The sequence below is a fragment of the Corynebacterium sp. p3-SID1056 genome (assembly GCF_025152525.1).
In the GTDB taxonomy this organism is placed as follows: Bacteria; Actinomycetota; Actinomycetes; order Mycobacteriales; family Mycobacteriaceae; genus Corynebacterium.
The window spans coordinates 60,177-75,801 of the sequence record NZ_JALXXL010000010.1; the positions used below are offsets into that span (position 1 = coordinate 60,177).

Genomic DNA, 15,625 nt, shown 5'->3' on the forward strand with positions numbered 1-15,625 from the left:
CTAGCTGCGCGTGCTAGTTGCGCTTGCTCACCAGCTTGGCAATGCCGCGCCAGCCAAGCATGAGCAGCGCAGACATCGTCGTCGCCACGACGATGAAGGACCAGTGGGGGATGGACTGGTTCCGAATACCCCAGATCACCAGGCCCGTGATGACGGTGACCGGCCAGATGATGCCGCCCTTGTTATCGCGGGCGATCAGCCACCCCAGCGTCACGCCGAGCGCGAATGGCCATAGGGTGGACAGCCAGCCCGTGAAGTTGAAGGGCATCTCCTCGGTCTGGTGCGCAGCGCGCGCAAGCAGCGCAAACACCGCGATAGCGACGTAGTCAGCGGCGATGGCGTAGGGCTTAGAAATCGTTTTCTTCATGCTGCCATGCTAGCGCCTCGCGGTACTGAAAACACCGCGCCTAGAATACCGAGTCGTTCCACCAGCGGCGCTCGGGCGTGCCGGCGCGGGAGCCTTCGCTATCCAGCTTGATGCCCATCACCTGGTGCAGCTCCACGATGTCGTGCTCGAAGCCCCACTCGGAGCCCGCCATGTACATGCCCCAGAGCTTGGCCGTGTTCAGCCCGACGAGCTCGACCGCCTCGTCCCAGTGTTCCTTCAGGTTCTCGCACCAATCGCGCAGCGTGCGCATGTAGTCGAAGCGGAGGTTCTCCTCGTGGACAACCTCGAACCCGTGGTCCTGCATCTTGCGCACGATAGTGCCGGAGCCGGTGAGCTCGCCGTCCGGGAAGATGTAGCGGCCGATGAAATCGCCCTTGTTCGTCTTGTGGTTGTCCGGGAACGTGATGCAGTGGTTGACCAGCACGCCGCCCGGGCGCAGCTTGCTGGAGAGGAAGTCGAAGTAGGAGGCGTAGTTCTTTACCCCGATGTGTTCCATGAGCCCGATGGAGGAGACCGCGTCAAAGCCGGACTCGGAGACGTCGCGGTAGTCCAGGTGGCGCACCTCTGCGAGGTGCTCGAGCCCCTCCTCCTTGATCTTCGCCTGCGCCCATTCGGCCTGTTCCTTGGACAGGGTGACCCCGAGTGACTTCACGCCGCGCTTGGCGGCGTAGCGCACCATCGTGCCCCAGCCGCAGCCGATGTCCAGGTGGCGGTCGCCCGGCTTGAGGTGGAGCTTTTCAAAGACGAGGCGGAACTTGTTTTCCTGGGCCTCATCCAGACTGGCGTCCTCGGTGGGGTAGTAGGCGCAGGTGTAGGCCATGGACTCGCCGAGGAACAGCTCGTAGAAGTCGTTGCCCACGTCGTAGTGGGAGGAGATGACCTCCGCGTCGCGCTCCTTGGAGTGGGGCGCGAGGCCCTCGCGAACGGTGCGCTCAAACCAGGAGGCCTGCTCCGCCTCCGGCACGGGCTGAATCTGGAACGCACCCATGCCGCGCAAGGAGCGCACGATGCGCCAGAGTTCCTTTGGGGTCGGGCGCTTGTAGTGGGCGTAGAGGTTGCGTAACTTATCAAACACCGCGTACGGGTGTGCTAGGTGCTCGCCCTCGACCCCGAGTCCGCCGGTGACCCAGGCGCGCGCCAGGCCGACGTCGCCAGGTGCGGTGGCGATGTAGGACAGCCCCTCCGGACTGTTCACGCGCACCGTGTGCTCCGCGCCCACCGGCCCTGTGGAGGACCCGTCGAATGCTTCCCAGCGGAACGGGTTGTACGTGGGGAACAGGGTATCCACGATGTCGGCCACGGTCATTGGTACGAACTTGCTCATGTGCTTTCTTCTCCTGTGCGCTATGCGTTGTTGACAGTTTTTTCAAACAGGCCCGGGAAACGTCGGTCCGGGTCGTACGTGGCCTTCATCCGCTCTGGCAGGTCGCCGCCGTAGAGGCGTTCGAACTCGGGTCGGTCGTAGAAGGCCTCGGAGTAGAGCGACTTGTGGCCGCCCAGCTCGCTTACTTTGCGCTCGATCACCTTGTTAAAGGCACCCGGCTCCTGGGCGGGCGAGACGTGGTCGGCGGGCACACCCGACCAGAACCCGACGTTGACCCAGGTTGTGCCCGGTTCGAGCGGGTAGAGCGGCCACGGGGCGTGCTCAGGCAGACCAAGCTGTGAGAGCGCAGCCGAGTCGCTGCGCAACCTGATGGGGCAGAGCCAGACGGGCTCGATCTCGCTGGCTTGGAAGAACCAGTCGAGGAACTCGGCGACGTGTGCGTCGGTGACCTCGATGTCTTGCACGACGCGCTCGGTGCGCGGCAGGTTCTTGGGCTTTTTGAGGAAGCGGTATTCCAGATCGTACTTCTTGTCCAGCCCGACCAACTTCCAGTAGAAGGCGCTGCGTCGCAGCTCGCGGGGCCAGAACCGGCGCACCTTCGGGCGCTGCGTGCCAAAGGCGCGCGAGCACCAGAACCAGTCGGTGTCCCAGCGCCAGATGTAGTCGCGGATCGTGAGGAAGTCGTGTGTGATGCCCTCGGGGTGCTGCAGGGAGCGGTAAAAGATCGCGTCGCGCGTGTAGTCGGAGGTGCCCGGGGCGTCGTCGGCCTGGAAGGCGAGCACCAGGTACTGCTCTTCCGGGGAGAAGGCTACGCCGTCAAGCCCGTGCACCGTGCGGCCGTCCCACGATCCGGAGGCGGAGACGGCGCCGAGCGCTTCCTGGAAGTCACGCAGGGAGTGGAAGCGTGCGTGCTGCAGCTCCACGTACGGCGCGACGTACTCCAGCTCGATCTTTAGGCGCACCGCGTAGCCGAGGGAGCCGTACGAGTTGGGGAAGGCGCGGAAGAGGTCCACGTTCTCCTCGCGTGAGCAGCGCACAATGTCGCCGGTGCCGGTGAGCACGTCCATCTCGATGACAGACTCGTGTGGCAGGCCGTTGCGGAAGCTGGTGGACTCCACACCCATGCCGGAGACGGCGCCGCCGAGTGTGATGGTCTTCAGCTGGGGGATGACCAGGGGTGCGAGGTGGAAGGGCAGGGTGGCGTCGACAAGCTGCTCGTACGTGCACATCCCCTGGACATCCGCGGTTTTAGCAACCGGGTCGATGGCGATGACCCCGCCGAGGCCGCTGACATCGAGGCCAGCGCCGGGCTCGACGCGCTTGCGAAACAAATTCGACGTGCGCTTGGCCAGGCGGACGCGCTCGCCCGCGGGGACCTGCCGGAAGCTCGCCAGCAGGGTCTCCACGCCCTGGCTGTGCGCATGCCAGCCCACTGGAGTGACTCGTTCTCCGTCGACGCTGCGCACGCCAGCGAGGAACCTTGCGAGACCATCAGATACGCTCATGTGTCGCACGATAGACCCATCGTCTGGACTTCGCGCGGCGGGGGCGGGAGCGCGCCTAGTCGCGCGGCGCTCCGAGCATGTAGCCACGACCGGCGTAGCAGATCACGTGGACGACCCATCCGATCGCGGTGATGAGTGCGAAGGAGATGATGCGGTAGATGAGGGTGGCGGCGGTGGCGTCGACAAGCGTCATGCCCGCAGCGACGAGCGAGGCGGCAGCGGCGGCCTCCACAGTGCCCACCCCTCCCGGGGTGACCTGGGCGGCGCCGGCGAGCTTGGTCATGATGAACGCGAGCGTGACCCCCATGAGCGAGGCCTCGTTGAGCCCCGGCTGCATGCCTGGTGGCGTGCCGACCACTGCCCACACGCAGAAGAAGAGCACGACGAGGTCGAGAAGTCGGTTGCAGAGGGAGAAGGAGGCCGCGGCGACAAACTGACCTGTGCTCATGCGGATCTGCGAGACCTGCTGGATCACGTTTGTCACCCGGTCGCGCACGCCCGCCGGCAGGTAGCGCGCCCAGCGCGTAAGAATGTCGGGGTTGCGCGTGGCCCAGAACATTCCGGCGACGACCGCGACGGTGAGCGCCAGCGTGCTCACCAGCGTCGTCACGGAGAGCGAAGCACCGAGGAAGACAACGGCGACGAGGCCGATCAGCACCATCCACACCGTGGACAGCGCGCCGGATATGACGAAGAACCAGCCGCACAGGCCGGTCGACGCGCCCCAGCTGCGCTGGACGCGGTAGGTCAGCCACGCCGAGAGCGCGGGACCGCCGGGCACGGAGGTTGACCACGCGTTGGAGCCGAGCGTGAGCGCGAGGGTGCGCCGCATGTCGGTGCGTGGCGCGTCCACGTTGAGCAGGATTTTCATCACCGCTGCCATGGCGAAAATCGCGCCGAACGCGCCGATGACTGCGCCGACGAGCGGGCCGGGCGCGGTGGCAACGGCGCGGCGCAGGGCCGCGAACGCCTCGCTGAGGAAGCTGAGCTCGTTGCGAAACGCGACGGCCAGCGCCGCGAGCAGCGCGACGGGTGCGAGCCAGCGCAGCCACCGGGCGGTGTTACTGCTCAAGCTCGCGCTTCCTCATGTACTCGAGCGCGCGCCGCTCCTCCAGTTGGCGCATGAGCTCGTCGAAGGGCACCAGGTCGCGGTTCTCGGCAACGGTGACGCCCGAGCGGGCCGGCTGCGTATCGACGACCGCGTCCCCGACCGCCATCTCGCCGCCGTGAGCAGCGGCGTGAGCACCAGCCGCTGCGGGAACAGGCGCAGGCTGACTACTGCGGCCCTCGCCGAGCGACTCGTAGGCGCGCCTGACCCAGCGGGGTGCCCACCAGTTGTCCTCGCGCAGCAGGTGCATCACAGCGGGGACGAGCAGGAGGCGGATGATCGTGGCGTCGAGGGCCAGCGAGAAGATCATGCCGAAGGCGATGTACTTCATCATGACGATGTCGCTCATCGCGAACGCGGCCGCGACCACGATCATGATGGCAGCGGCGGCGGTGATAATCCCGCCGGTGTGGGCGGTGCCGTCCTTGATCGCCTCGTCTGTCGACGCCCCATTGTGGCGGGCTTCCACCATGCGCGAGACTAGGAAGACCTCGTAGTCCGTGGACAGGCCGTAGAGGATCGCCACGATAAGCACGAGCACCGGGCTCATCAGCGGGCCGGCGGTGAAGTTGAGTAGGCCGGACCCAACACCGTCCACGAAGACGGCAGTGAGGAAGCCCAGGGTCGCGCCGATTCCCAGGACGTTCATGATCACGGCCTTCGCGGGCAGGATGAGCGAGCCGAAAAGCAGCGCCATGAGCAGGAAGGTGGCGAGCACCATGTACAGCGCCATCCACGGCAGCCGCTCAAGCAGTGCCTCGATGGACTCGACCTCCATGGCTGGGGTGCCGGAGACGTAGGTGGTCACCCCCTCCGGGGTCTCGATGGCGCGCAGGGCGTCGACGACTTCCTGGCCGCCGTTGCGGTCCGCGAGCGGGGCGGACAGGATCGTCGTCCCGTCCTGCGTCGGGTGCGAAGGCTTAAGCGGGCTGGCAAGACCTTCGACGTTGCGGGCCTGCATGACGACGTCGACAAGCTGCTCATTCGACGCCCCCGTGACCACGAGCTTGACGGGGTCGGTGCGGAAGGCGGGGAAGGCTTCGTTGAACTCGTCTTGGGCCTGGCGGGTCTCCTGTGTGGGCGGCAGGTAGGACTCGTTGATGCCGCCGAAGGTGATGCCGGTGGCGGGGACGGTGATCAGGATGAGCAGGGCGGTGACACCCACGACCATCTTTTTCGCGTTGCGCATCGCCCAGGCGGGGATGCGGTACCACACGGTGTCCTCGAGCCGGCGGGCCTTGCGGCTGGTGCGGCGCACCGACCACATGTCGATGCGGGGGCCAAGCATGCCGAATAGGGCGGGCAGCACCGCGACCGAGATGACGGCGGCGAGCACGACCGCGCTGATCGCGCCGTAGGCCACCGACTTCAAAAATGCCTGCGGGAACATGAGCAGGCCGGACAGGGCCACGCCCACCATGAGCGCGGAGAAGAACACCGTCTTGCCTGCCGTCGTGGTGGTCACGGCGACGGCCTCGCGCGTGTCCAGGCCGCGGTCGAGCTCCTCGCGGAAGCGGGACACCATAAACAGGCCGTAGTCGATCGCCAAGCCCAGGCCCAAAAGCGTGATCACGGACTGGGAGAAGATGTTGACCTGCTGGAACTGCGCGAGGATCGACAGCAGTGACAGGGAGCCCAGGATGGACAGGATGCCCACAATCAGTGGCATTGCCGCGGCGATGACGCCGCCGAAGACGAACAGCAGGATGAGGGCAACGAAGATGAGGCCGACTTTTTCGGCGCGGGCGATGTCGTCCGCCATGCCGTCGTCAAGCGCATCGGCGACGGCGGTCGCACCCGCGATCTGCACCTTCGCGTTGCCTGGCAGCTCCATGGCGCGCAGGTCCGGTTCGATCGTGCGGAAGTCCTTCAGTGTTTGTTCGCCGTCGCCTTTGAGCCCGATGGCGGCAAAGGCCTGGGTGCCGTCCTCGCTGATCTGCTGCTGATTCGGCTTGGCAAAGTAACTGGTCACGTGGTCGATCTGCGCAGGGTACTTCTCCTGCAGCGCGCCGATCTGCTCGTTCGCGGCGCGCATCACTTCCTCGTCCTGCACCCCGTTCGGCGCGGTGACGAGCACGATCACGTCGCCAGCGTTGTCGCGGCCGAAGGTGTCCTGCTCGATTGCGGCCGCGGCCGTGGAGTCTGCGCCGGGATCCTCCCAGCCCTCCTGCGAGAGGCGCTCGCCCAGCTTTGCACCGAAGAGCACCTGCATGACCAGGATGATTGCAATGACCACCAGTGGGATGATCCGGCGGTAGCGGTATGCGGCGTGGCCCCACTTATAAAACACTGTGTTGGCTCCCTAGTCCTTGTTGTGCAGCAGCGCGGACAGCGGCCGGAAGGGCTGCATCCAGGCACCGCCCTCGGGCAGTTGGTCCAGGTTGATGCGCGGCAGCGGCTCGCGGAACACGCCCGGGATGTCCTCGAGGTCCACGAAATCGATCGTCTCGGACTGCACGGCCCAGGCGGCGTGCTCGTGGAAGCCGAGCACTGTGACCGGGATGCCGGCGTCGACAAGTGCCTCGATCGGCTCCTGGAAGTTCTGCCCGTCTGCCGAGGCCACCACCACGCCGCGCAGCACGCCCTCGTCCTGGCGGCGCTGGATGTGGTCGAGCATGTCCTGGTCGACGTCGGAATCCTCGTCTGCCTTCGGCTTGGCAAAGACTGCGAAGCCGACGTTGCGCAGCGCCTCGACCCAGGGGCGCACGGCATCGGCGCTGGCGGGGGAGACGTTGGTAAAGACGGTCGCCTCCGGCTCGACGTGGGAGCCGACGGCGGCGGAACGCTCCTGCGCCAGCTCGATCAGCCAGCGACCAATAGCGTCGAAGCGGGGCCGGTAGGCGGCGGTGGGGCGGCTGCCCAAGATGGCGCCAAGGCCCATGTCCAGGTTGGGGGCGTCCCACACCAAGAGGTAGGACTCGGGCCCGGCGGGTGCGCCGGGGGTGTACGGGTGCGACTTGTCCTGCAAAACCATGCCCTACTTCTTCTCCCAGAGGTACTCGCGGATGACGTGATCCTTGTTGAGGCCTTTGCCCTCAAACTTAGTAATGACCTGGCGATCGGTCAGGAGCGGGGCATCCGCCCACGGCCAACCTTTGTACTCCAGCATGGGCTCGACATTGACCAGCTCGTCGATCCACTCGGCGTAGTCGGCGTGGTCGGTAGCCACGTGCAGCACCCCGCCCGGCTTGAGGCGGGTGGCGATGAGGTTAAGCGTGCCGGATTGGATGATGCGGCGCTTGTGATGGCGGGCCTTGGGCCAGGGGTCGGGGAAGAAGATGCGCACGCCGTCGAGCGATTCCTCGCCGAACATGCGGGCCAGCACCTCCACGCCGTCGCCGCGAACCATGCGCACGTTGTCGATCCCGCCGCGCACAACGCTGCCGAGCAGCTTGGCCAGCCCCGGCTTGTACAGCTCCACGGCGATGATGTTGGTGTCTGCCTCCAGCGGCGCCATCGCTGCGGTGGAGGTGCCGGTACCCGAGCCAATCTCCAAAATGGTTGGGTGCCCGCTGCGGCCGAACCACGCGTCGACGTCGATATGCTCGTCGGTCTCATTCGTCAGCACCTTGCCCAAGCGTGGCCAGTGCTCGTTGAACAGCGCCTCTTGGTTGTCGGTGAGTGTGCCGCGGCGAAAGGTCACCGAGCCGAGGCGCGGGTAGTCAAGGCCGGTGCCAAAATCGGTTTGCAGCGGGCGGCCGGCGGGCAGCTCGCCAGTCCCCTCGCGGGGAGTTTGAGAAAAATCAGGAGTATTCATTGTCATTATTGTCCATATGACGTGCGCGGATGCAAGTTTGGGAGAAGCTTAATGACGCCCGCGTATCCCCACCTTCGGGGGTGGCGCACGGTCGGCCCGGAAAGGGGTGTCCGTTTGACCCCGTGGATACCCCGTGTTTTCCCAGTACCGGGCATAAATTTTCCAGGGTTTGAGCATACCTATGTACCCCTAAATGGGGCGGTGTAACAACCGAAAACGCACGACTTTTTATGGTGTGCATCACGCAAGGTTGCCCCGTTCTAGCTGGGAAGATGTTAAGGCAGCTCGGGGCGCGCGCAATTCAGATACTCTGGAAATCCCGAGGATATGTGCGGGGACATACGCGGACGAAAACTATGAAGGAGAGCACATGACCACTGCAGTACAGCGCTTGGAAGGCCCTGCTCCTACTGACAACGAAGAACTTATTGCTTGGGTGAACGAGGCGGTAGAACTCTTCCAGCCCGACAAGGTGGTCTTCGCTGACGGCTCCCAAGAAGAATGGGACCGCCTGGCCGCCGAGCTGGTGGAGAAGGGCACCCTGATCAAGCTCAACGAGGAGAAGCGCCCGAACTCCTTCCTGGCCCGCTCTAACCCGTCTGACGTTGCCCGCGTGGAGTCCCGCACCTTCATCTCCACGGAGGAGGAAGAGGGTGCTGGCCCCACCAACAACTGGATGAAGCCGTCCGCGCTCAAGGAAGAGATGACGGAGCACTTCTCCGGTTCCATGAAGGGCCGCACCATGTACGTCGTGCCCTTCTGCATGGGCCCGATCAGCGACCCGGACCCGAAGCTGGGCGTCCAGCTGACCGACTCGGCGTACGTGGTGATGTCCATGCGCGTGATGACCCGCATGGGCCAGCAGGCCCTGGACAAGATTGAGGGCGACAAGTTCGTCCACTGCCTGCACTCCGTCGGCGCGCCGCTGGCCGAGGGCGAAGAGGACGTCGCCTGGCCGTGCAACGACACCAAGTACATCTCCCAGTTCCCCGAGACCAAGGAGATCTGGTCCTACGGCTCCGGCTACGGCGGCAACGCCATCCTGGCCAAGAAGTGCTACGCCCTGCGCATCGCCTCTGTGATGGCGCGCGAAGAGGGCTGGATGGCCGAGCACATGCTCATCCTCAAGCTGAACAGCCCGGAGGGTAAGAGCTACTACATCGCGGGTGCGTTCCCGTCCGCGTGCGGCAAGACCAACCTGGCGATGCTCACCCCGTCGCTGGAGGGCTGGACTGCGGAGGTCGTCGGCGACGACATCGCGTGGCTGCACCTCAAGGAGGACGGCCTGTACGCCGTCAACCCGGAGAACGGCTTCTTCGGTGTCGCCCCGGGCACGAACTACAAGTCCAACCCGATCGCTATGCGCTCCATGGAGCCGGGCAACACCCTGTTCACCAACGTCGCGCTGACCGACGACGGCGACGTGTGGTGGGAGGACATGGACGACGAGCCGCCGGCCCACCTCATCGACTGGCGCGGCAACGACTGGACCCCGGCGTCCAGCGAGAAGGCCGCGCACCCGAACTCCCGCTACTGCGTGCCGATCGAGCAGTGCCCGACCGCGGCACCCGAGTTCGACGATTGGAAGGGCGTGAAGCTGGACGCGATCCTGTTCGGCGGCCGCCGCCCGGACACCGTCCCGCTGGTCACCCAGGCCCTGAGCTGGGAGCACGGCACCCTGATCGGTGCGATGCTCGCCTCCGGCCAGACCGCAGCGTCCGCTGAGGCGAAGGTCGGCTCCCTGCGCCACGACCCGATGGCGATGCTGCCGTTCATCGGCTACAACGTCGGCGACTACTTCCAGAACTGGCTGGACATGGGCGAGCGCGGCGGCGACCGCCTGCCGTCGATCTTCCTGGTCAACTGGTTCCGCCGCGGGGACGACGGCCGCTTCCTGTGGCCGGGCTTCGGCGACAACTCCCGCGTGCTGAAGTGGATCGTGGACCGCATCGAGGGCAAGGTCGACGCAGACCAGACCCCGGTTGGCAACACCGCCAAGGTCGAGGACCTGGACCTGACCGGCCTGGATACCCCGGTCGAGGACGTCAAGGAAGCCCTCTACCCGGATCCGGAGCTGTGGGCACACGATGTGGAAGACGCCCGCGAGTACCTCGAGGGCCTCGGCTCCCGCGTACCGCAGGAACTGTTCGACCAGCTCGACCAGCTCTCCGAGCGCGTGAAGGCAGCACGCAGCTAGTCTGCTGACGCAAAAGGCCCGCCACGTGGCGGGCCTTTTGTCATGCGAATTTCGCGGCGAGCGTTGTGAGCCCCGTTCTGTGCTGTATCCCGTGCTCTCGCAGGAGGGCGGGGACTTTCTTCTTGTTGGTGATTTCCGCGGATGGGCTGTTCTACATGGTTACTGTGGCAGTATTCAAGCTATGAAATCAGCCGCGAGGGATACGGTAGTTGGTGCCCTAGGTGTACGGACCGGAGACGTTGATCGATGGGACCGGCATCAGCCGACCATGTGCAGGGCGATTGATTCCTTGACCTGTTCGATGAACGCCCGAGACGCGGGGCTCGGATTGAAAGAGCCCCATGCGACGTACTCGGCCCGGCAGGGGCCATCGGCCACGGGAACTGCTCGCAGCGCTGGGTTAGCCGGCACACATTCGACGGGCAGCAGGCAGACGCCCAACCCACGTTCGACGAGGGCGAGCATGAACTCGGTCGACATCGCCTCGAAGCCCACGCGGCGCTGAAGGCCTGCGGCAGCGAATGCCCGATCGCCTTGGAGTCTGCCTGGTGACCCGGCCGGGAAGTCGATGAACGTCTCGTCGACCAAGTCAGCCAGGGCCAGGGTGCCCGTGTGCGCTAGCCGGTGTTGTGACGCCACGACAGCGACGAGACGCCCTCGGGCGATCTCGTGCGCGGTGAGTCCGGATGCTGGGGCGACGTCGGCGTCCACGCCGAGGAATGCTACGTCGAGTCTCCCGCTGCTGAGATCGCGCATGAACTCATTGCTTCCCCCGCTCCGCACGGTGAGATCCACGTGGGGATGGCTGGCGTGGAAGGCTGCGATGATGTCGGGCACGCTGACGGCAGTGACCGTCGGGATCACACCTACCGACAAGCTTCCGCGGACCTGGCCCACGGCCTCGGCGGCGACCGCCGCGGCGCGGTCAGCGGCTGCGAGGCTGCTCCGTGCTTCCGTGAGGAAGGCTTCGCCGGCGGGTGTCAGATCGACCCGGCGGGATGAGCGCACGAACAGTGCCGTGCCGAGTTCCTGTTCGAGGGCCTTGATCTGGTGGCTCAGGGCTGACTGCACGACGAAGCACCGTTCTGCTGCTCGCGTGAAGTTGCGTTCCTCGGCGATCGCCACGACATACCTGAGCTGTTGGAGTTCCACCCAATCATGATAGCAGATCATTGTTTGGGTGAGAACAATGTGTTGGACTCACTACTGGTGAGCGACTGATGATGGATGCATGAACACTTTTTCTCATGGGCGCCGCGGTTCGTTGCTGTGGACCTGTTTGACGGCGCTGGCCCCCGCTACGTGGGGGACAACGTACATCGTGACCACCCACCTCCTCCCAGCCGGACACCCCTTGTTCGCCGCGTTCATGAGGACGCTGCCGGCAGGGATCATCGCGGTGGGCCTGTCGAGGCAGCTGCCGCGCGGCTCGTGGTGGTGGAAGAGCTTCGTGTTGGGCGGTCTGAACATGGCCGCGTTCTTCCCCCTGCTGTTCTTGTCGGCGCAGCGTCTTCCGGGCGGGGTCGCGGCCACGCTGGGTGCGGTGCAGCCCATCATCGTTGCCCTGCTGGCCGTGGCTGTCCTCCACGAGCAACTCTCCGGCTGGCGCCTGGGATGGGGTGTCGTGGGGGTCGTGGGGGTGGCTCTCGTGGTCCTTGGGCCGAGCGCCGCCCTGGACCCGGTGGGTGTGGCTGCAGGACTCGGTGGCACAGGGGCCATGGCCACGGGCGTGGTCCTGACCAAGAAGTGGAAGCTCCCCCAAGGTGTCTCGCCCATCGCATTGGCCGGTTGGCAGCTGACGGCCGCCGGCCTTCTGCTGGCGATCCCGGCGCTGCTGGTGGAGGGGCCACCGGCAGTGATTTCCGGTCGTGGCTGGCTTGGGTACGCCTGGCTCGGCCTGGTCGGGGCACTGGTCTCTTACAGCCTCTGGTTCACCGGCATCCGACGCCTGCCCGTCACGTCCACAGCCCTCCTGGGACTTCTCTCGCCGTTGGTCGCCGCCCTGCTCGGCGTCCTGATCGCGCACGAACACCTCGGAGCCGAGCAGTACCTCGGCTTCGCGATCGCCCTGGCCGCCATGGTCTGTGGCCAGCTCCCCGCACCCACCCATCGTCGAAAGGACAATTCATGAACATCACGGTTCTCGGAGCCACCGGCATGGCCGGCGCAGCGATCGCGCAGGAGGCCACACGCCGCGGCCATCACGTCACTGCCGTATCGCGGAACCCACAGGAGATCAACGACCCGCATACCACCGTCACTCGTCTCGATCTGACAGACCTCGAGGCACCCCTGCAGCCCGTCCTGAACGACGCAGACGCCGTCGTGCTCGCCGTGCGCATGGCCCCCGGCGACGAAAGCCGTGTGGCTCCGCTGACCAGCCGTGTCCTCGACCACGCCGCCGTCGCGGGGGTCCGGGTCTTGGTCGTGGGAGGAGCAGCGCCCTTGCGCTCACCTCACGATCGAGAGTTGCTCGTCCTGGACGACCCCGCCTTCGTGCCGACCCAGTGGCGTGCCGTCGCGTCGGCCAGCCTCGACCAGTTCAACGTGTGTACCGAACATCCGAACCAGAACTGGATCTACCTGAGTCCGTCGGCAGTCTTCGAGCCCGGACAGGGAACCGGCGCCTATCGCCGTGGCGGTGACACGCTCCTCATCAACCACGATGGCACGTCGCGGATCACCCCTGCGGACCTGGCCCTAGCGGTGCTCGACGAGCTCGAGCAGCCCAGCGCCGTACATCACTTCACCGCCATCGAGCTGGCAAAGGGCCTGGCCTAGGGCCAGCGGTCCACAGAGGAATCCACGCTAACAACCGTGAGGGGGTCGAGCTATCGGCCCCCTCCGTCTATTCCAAGGGGACGCTCTTGCTCCACGCCAACGCAGCACTGACCCCGCGCCACCGCTTGATCGTCGGCCAGCTCGTGGTCGACCAGGGCTGGCCGATCAGCGAGGTCGCCGCCCGGTTCCAGGTTTCCTGGCCCACTGTGAAGCGCTGGGCCGACCGCTATCGCGCCGGCCAGTCGATGCAGGACCGCTCGTCACGGCCGCATCACTCGCCGAACAAGACCAACGCGAAGACGACGAAGCGCTGCATCCGTCTCCATCTTCGAGAAGGACCCGTGCAGCTCGCTTGCCGGCTGGGGATCGCTCCGTCGACGGTTCACCGGATCCTCGTCGACGCGCACCTGAACCGGCTTTCGCATGTCGACCGGGCAACCGGGGAGCCGGTCCGCCGCTACGAGCACGACCACCCCGGGGCGATGCTGCACGTCGACGTGAAGAAGCTCGGCAACATCCCCGACGGCGGCGGCTGGCGCTACGTCGGCCGCCAGCAGGGCGAGAAGAACCGCGCCGCCACCCCGGGCAAGCCCAAGAACAAGTACAGCGACCCGTTGATGGGCAAGGCCTACGTCCACACCGTCATCGACGACCATTCCCGCGTCGCCTACGCCGAGATCCACGACGACGAAACCGCCCTCACCGCCACCGCGGTCCTCGTTCGGGCCGTCGAGTGGTTCAACGCACGCGGGGTGACCGTTGAGCGGGTCCTGTCCGACAACGGCGGCGCGTACCGCTCACACCTGTGGCGAGACACCTGCCACGAGCTCGGCATCCGGCACAAGCGCACCAGGCCCTATCGGCCGCAGACCAACGGGAAGATCGAACGCTTCCACCGCACCCTGGCCGACGGCTGGGCCTACGCCCGCTGCTACACCAGCGAGACCGAACGCCGCGGAGAACTCGACGGCTGGCTGCACTACTACAACCACCACCGGCCCCACACCGCTTGCGGGAACCAGCCGCCCTTCTCACGCTTGACCAACGTACCCGGTCAGTACACCTAGGGGCAGCTCGGATGGCCCCATATCTTTCTGCTGCAGACGGCAATAAGAAAAGGGCTCTTGCGCTGTATCGGTGGAGCGTCGAGTTGGGGGCATCGGTTCAAGAAACACTGGGCATTACTGAGGTATTTGTTCGCAACGCGATGAACGAGAAGTTGCAGGAGTGGAACCGTCGGGAAACCGGAAATCCTAGTTGGCTTCTCGCCGCTCCGGCTTCCCCGCTGCGAAGCCTTACTCAAGGCAAGCGACGAGACGCGTTGAAACGAGCGGAGAAGACTGCGAGCAATCGTTCAATAGATCATCCTCGCTATGGAGCTGAGATTACGCATGATGATGCTTTGGCGAACACCATGTTTGGGATGTGGAAAGACATCCTCCCCAACCATGGCCCTGATGCTGATCCGGAGAAGAGAGAGAACAGGAATCGTGTCCGGATGTGGGAAGAAGCACTAGAAACGGCGTTTCCGTATGTAGTAGATCCTGACGGGCGCACGACATACTGGAGAGTAGCCCACCTTCATCTGTTGCGTAATCGAGTGTCACACATGGATAGTTTGCTCAATGTTGACGTTCTCGATGTGATCGGTGACGCGTTTTCGCTGGTTGGGAGTATAGACCCAGTTCTCGAGCAGTGGCTGACGGGCACGAGTACCGTCAAGAACATTTACTCGGCTCGGCCCCAGTAGAAAAAGAGGAAAGGCCTACAGGTGCAAATTGTCCTGTAGACCTTTCCTCACTCATAGCGAGGGACCTTGTCCTCACTTTCTTGACCTCCAATTTACCCATGGAAAGGTTCAACGCAAGTTACTCGAGGTCCAAGCATCGCTCTGGTAGACGGTGTTTGCGGTCTAAAAGGGCGACTGAGAGGAAAGCACATGCGATCGTGATGAGTCGCCACGTTGTGTTGGCAGATCCCGCAAATCCGAAAGTGAAGTGGGACAGTCGTTTCACGATGCTGCTTGTAAACTGTCCCGACGCTATTGCACAGTAATTTTGACAACTTGCGGTGCGTCGAAGCTCTTTACTATCGCGTGGCCTTCCAAACGCTTTTTACCGGAGGAAAAGGCACTAATACTGGGGCATGATGCGTCAATGCGTTCTTCGCCGGGCTTGAGCTCCCAGTAGTAGACGGAATTCTTGTCGGTGTAGTGCACTTTCTCCTGGCGCAGGCCTCCGAGTGCGCATACACCTGCTGTCTTTCCATCCACCGTGACGACCTGGATCACAGACTTCTCGCCGCGGGGCTCGACGGTTGGTGCTTTCGAGGAAGATTCCCCAACTGCGATAGCTGTCACGAGGGAAATCAGGGCAATCACGCTGGCCAGAAGCGCTCCCACCGTTTGTGGGGTGAAAGGAATCTGCTTCATTGCAGCTTGAAGTTGGGATGGGAGTTGCATTGCGGTCCTTCTCTTTTCAGGGAGCTCATCGATACGGGCTGCTACTGTCGGCAACCTCTAGGCAAGTATCTATCACGCACCCCGTAATTGCAATGGAATCTGGC

General features: G+C 64.6%; 14 protein-coding genes. 5 read left to right on the top strand and 9 right to left on the bottom strand.

Annotation, left to right across the window (positions count from 1 at the left end; all coding sequences use genetic code 11):
- Positions 1-13: 13 nt before the first annotated feature.
- The 7 genes from M3G14_RS09565 to trmB are packed head-to-tail and all read right to left on the bottom strand — an operon-like array spanning position 14 to position 8,082.
- A complete protein-coding gene (locus M3G14_RS09565; protein WP_259926306.1) occupies positions 14-367 on the bottom strand; it encodes a DUF3054 domain-containing protein in 354 nt (117 codons plus the stop codon).
- A gap of 40 nt (positions 368-407) precedes the next feature.
- On the bottom strand, positions 408-1,712 hold the full coding sequence (locus M3G14_RS09570; protein ID WP_259926307.1) for a cyclopropane-fatty-acyl-phospholipid synthase family protein: 1,305 nt from the start codon (positions 1,710-1,712) through the stop codon (positions 408-410).
- Positions 1,713-1,732: 20 nt separating this feature from the next.
- Positions 1,733-3,217: an FAD-binding oxidoreductase gene (locus M3G14_RS09575; RefSeq protein ID WP_259926308.1), complete on the bottom strand. Its 1,485-nt coding sequence runs from the start codon at positions 3,215-3,217 to the stop codon at positions 1,733-1,735.
- A 55-nt stretch (positions 3,218-3,272) separates the two neighbouring features.
- Positions 3,273-4,289, bottom strand: coding sequence for a YbhN family protein (locus M3G14_RS09580; RefSeq protein WP_259926309.1), 1,017 nt, complete (start codon positions 4,287-4,289; stop codon positions 3,273-3,275).
- Complete coding sequence (locus M3G14_RS09585) at positions 4,279-6,615, bottom strand: MMPL family transporter (RefSeq protein WP_259926310.1); 2,337 nt, start codon at positions 6,613-6,615, stop codon at positions 4,279-4,281. Before M3G14_RS09585 ends, M3G14_RS09580 begins: the two co-directional genes overlap by 11 nt.
- Before the next feature lie 12 nt (positions 6,616-6,627).
- Complete coding sequence (locus tag M3G14_RS09590) at positions 6,628-7,299, bottom strand: NYN domain-containing protein (protein WP_259926311.1); 672 nt, start codon at positions 7,297-7,299, stop codon at positions 6,628-6,630.
- A gap of 3 nt (positions 7,300-7,302) precedes the next feature.
- On the bottom strand, positions 7,303-8,082 hold the full coding sequence (gene trmB / locus M3G14_RS09595; protein ID WP_259926312.1) for a tRNA (guanosine(46)-N7)-methyltransferase TrmB: 780 nt from the start codon (positions 8,080-8,082) through the stop codon (positions 7,303-7,305).
- Positions 8,083-8,452: 370 nt separating this feature from the next.
- Here trmB and M3G14_RS09600 point away from each other — a divergent pair, with 370 nt between their 5' ends.
- Positions 8,453-10,279, top strand: a complete 1,827-nt coding sequence (locus M3G14_RS09600) for a phosphoenolpyruvate carboxykinase (GTP) (protein ID WP_259926313.1) — start codon at positions 8,453-8,455, stop codon at positions 10,277-10,279.
- Positions 10,280-10,537: 258 nt separating this feature from the next.
- On the opposite strand, the gene M3G14_RS09605 is transcribed toward M3G14_RS09600, so the two are convergent.
- The gene (locus M3G14_RS09605) at positions 10,538-11,452 is read right to left on the bottom strand and encodes a LysR family transcriptional regulator (RefSeq protein ID WP_259926314.1); all 915 of its coding nucleotides are present in this window, start codon (positions 11,450-11,452) and stop codon (positions 10,538-10,540) included.
- Positions 11,453-11,510: 58 nt separating this feature from the next.
- Here M3G14_RS09605 and M3G14_RS09610 point away from each other — a divergent pair, with 58 nt between their 5' ends.
- The 4 genes from M3G14_RS09610 to M3G14_RS09625 all read left to right on the top strand — a co-directional run bounded on the left by M3G14_RS09610 (position 11,511) and on the right by M3G14_RS09625 (position 14,810).
- The gene (locus M3G14_RS09610) at positions 11,511-12,410 is read left to right on the top strand and encodes an EamA family transporter (RefSeq protein WP_042531652.1); all 900 of its coding nucleotides are present in this window, start codon (positions 11,511-11,513) and stop codon (positions 12,408-12,410) included.
- Positions 12,407-13,060 (top strand): NAD(P)-dependent oxidoreductase, encoded by a 654-nt coding sequence (locus M3G14_RS09615; RefSeq protein ID WP_259926316.1) that lies wholly within the window; start codon positions 12,407-12,409, stop codon positions 13,058-13,060. The genes M3G14_RS09610 and M3G14_RS09615 overlap by 4 nt, the downstream gene beginning before the upstream one ends.
- Before the next feature lie 86 nt (positions 13,061-13,146).
- Positions 13,147-14,127: an IS481 family transposase gene (locus tag M3G14_RS09620; RefSeq protein WP_259926317.1), complete on the top strand. Its 981-nt coding sequence runs from the start codon at positions 13,147-13,149 to the stop codon at positions 14,125-14,127.
- An 11-nt stretch (positions 14,128-14,138) separates the two neighbouring features.
- Complete coding sequence (locus M3G14_RS09625) at positions 14,139-14,810, top strand: hypothetical protein (protein ID WP_259926318.1); 672 nt, start codon at positions 14,139-14,141, stop codon at positions 14,808-14,810.
- A gap of 291 nt (positions 14,811-15,101) precedes the next feature.
- Here M3G14_RS09625 and M3G14_RS09630 read toward each other — a convergent pair whose 3' ends face one another.
- Positions 15,102-15,521: a hypothetical protein gene (locus M3G14_RS09630; protein ID WP_259926319.1), complete on the bottom strand. Its 420-nt coding sequence runs from the start codon at positions 15,519-15,521 to the stop codon at positions 15,102-15,104.
- Positions 15,522-15,625: the final 104 nt, after the last annotated feature.